Origin of the sequence: uncultured Sphingomonas sp. (assembly GCF_964235535.1) — a bacterium.
Taxonomy (GTDB): domain Bacteria; phylum Pseudomonadota; class Alphaproteobacteria; order Sphingomonadales; family Sphingomonadaceae; genus Sphingomonas.
Genome location: NZ_CAXSBH010000109.1, coordinates 1 through 2,287 on the forward strand (window position 1 = coordinate 1; position 2,287 = coordinate 2,287).

Here is a 2,287-nt window from a genome sequence, read left to right on the forward strand (position 1 = left end):
TATTGGTGGCGCGACACCCCGCGCTGGATGGGCCAGCCGCAGGACGCGCTCAACCACGCGATGCTGGCGATCCGCGACCTGCCGCCGGACCAGAAGGCGCATTGGCGCGATCTGTTCGATTATTACGTCTTCGGGGGCGAGGATGTCGTCGCGCACATACCTCCCGATGCGCGCGGCGTGCTCGCACCGTTGACACCCGAGAGCGCCGGGCGGATGCGCGCCTTTCTGCTTAGGAGCCTCAGCCGGTGAGCCCCCAACCCCAGACCAACGACAACAAGCACCCACGCCGGATCGTGGTCGCGGGCGGCGGCACCGCCGGCTGGATGGCGGCAGCCGCGATCGCGCGCACCATGGGCCGCGCGGTCGAACTGACCCTGGTCGAATCCGACGCGATCGGCACCGTGGGCGTGGGCGAGTCCACCATCCCGCCCCTCGCGACCTACAATCGCCTGCTCGGCATTGGCGAGGCCGAGTTCATGCGCGAAACCCAGGCGACGTTCAAGCTGGGCATCATGTTCGACGATTGGCGGGTCCGGGGGGAGAGCTATTTCCACTCGTTCGGCCTGACCGGCAAGGATCACTGGTCGGCGGGCTTCCAGCATTTCTGGCTGCATGGGCGGAGCAAGGGACACGACCAGTCCTATGACGAATATTGCCTGGAGCTGATCGCCGCGCGGCAGGGCAAGTTCGCGCACCTGCCCGACGACGGGATGAACTACGCCTACCAGCTCGACTCGGCGCTTTACGCCAAGTTCCTGCGGCGCATGGCGGAGGCGGACGGCGCGACGCGGATCGAGGGCCGGATCTCCGGCGTCGAGCTGGACGGCGAGAGCGGCGACATCGCCGCGCTGCAACTCGACTCGGGCGAGCGGATCGAGGGTGACCTGTTCCTCGACTGCACGGGCTTCCGCGCGCTGCTGATCGAACAGAACCTCCACGCCGGCTACGACGACTGGTCGCACTATTTACCGTGCGACAGCGCCATCGCGATCCAGACGGAAAGCGTGCGTCCCGCCGTCCCCTTTACCCGCGCGATGGCGCACGACGCCGGGTGGCAGTGGCGCATCCCGCTTCAGCACCGCACGGGCAACGGCATCGTTTATTGCAGCCGCTACCTGGACAAGGAGGCAGCACTCGAACGGTTGCTCGGCAACATTGAGGGGCGGACATTGGTGCAGCCCAACTTCATCCGCTTCACGACGGGCGCGCGTCGCAAGCAGTGGCACCGCAACTGCGTCGCGATCGGGCTGTCGGGCGGGTTCATGGAGCCGCTGGAATCGACCAGCATCCACCTGATCCAGCGCGCCGTGCTCCGCCTTATCCGCATGATGCCGATGGGACGGGTCAGCGAGCGCGACGTCGCCGAGTTCAACGATCAGCAATTCCAGGACATGGAGCAGATCCGCGACTTCCTGATCCTCCATTACAAGGCGACCGACCGGCGCGACAGCGCGTTCTGGCGGCAATGCGCGGGCATGGCGGTGCCTGACAGCCTCGTCCAGAAGATCGAGCTGTTCCGCGAGACCGGCCGCGTGTTCCGCCGCAACGAGGAGCTGTTCGCGGAGAACAGCTGGGTACAGGTGATGATGGGCCAGGGCATCATGCCCCGGACCTATCACCCCATCGCCGAAAAGCTGCGCGACGACGAGCTCGCGCGCCTGCTCGCCACGGTCCGCGAGCGCGTCGCGCATACGGTCAAAACGCTTCCCGACCACGCCGCCTATGTGTCAAGCTATTGCGGTGCGGCCCGCGCCGAAGCGGCCTGACCACGCGGATGGCGAGGCGTCCGCAGGCGGTCACCATCAAGCATGTCGCCGCCGATGCGGGCGTATCGCTGCAGACGGTCAGTCGCGTCATCAACAACGAGCCCAACGTGCGCGCCGCCATGATGGAGCGGGTGCAGGCGTCGATCGGCAAGCTCGGCTATGTCCCCTCGCTTGCGGCGCAGCGGCTGCGGGGGTCGCGCTCCTATCTCATCCTGGCGCTCAACGACCGCGAGCGCACCATTGCCGACTGGCGCGAGCGGCAGGGCGCGGACTGGGTCGACCAGATGCTGCTTGGCGGCATGCTGACATGCGCCGAGCACGGCTACCGGATCATCGTCGAGCTCGTCGACACGCATAGCGACCATATCGAGCGCGAGCTGATGGGCGCGATCGCCGCGCTGCGCCCCGACGGCGTGATCCTGACGCCGCCGCATTCGGAGAACCCGCTGATCGTCCGGCTGCTGGACGAACAGGGGATCAGCTTCGCGCGGATCGGGTCGCTGAAGGAGGGTCCGGGCTTC

The 2,287-nt window shown here is 67.1% G+C and carries 2 protein-coding genes and 1 pseudogene; all 3 read left to right on the forward strand.

Annotated features, from left to right (window positions below; translation table 11 throughout):
• A pseudogene (locus ACFE7F_RS15845) lies at nucleotides 1–249 on the forward strand (cupin-like domain-containing protein); the annotation flags it as partial.
• Entirely contained in the window at nucleotides 246–1,766 is a 1,521-nt protein-coding gene (locus tag ACFE7F_RS15850; RefSeq protein ID WP_375404809.1) for a tryptophan halogenase family protein, read from the forward strand. The pseudogene ACFE7F_RS15845 and the gene ACFE7F_RS15850, both read left to right, overlap by 4 nt.
• A gap of 8 nt (nucleotides 1,767–1,774) precedes the next feature.
• Nucleotides 1,775–2,287: LacI family DNA-binding transcriptional regulator (locus ACFE7F_RS15855; RefSeq protein ID WP_375404810.1), on the forward strand; the 513-nt coding region annotated here is incomplete at its 3' end.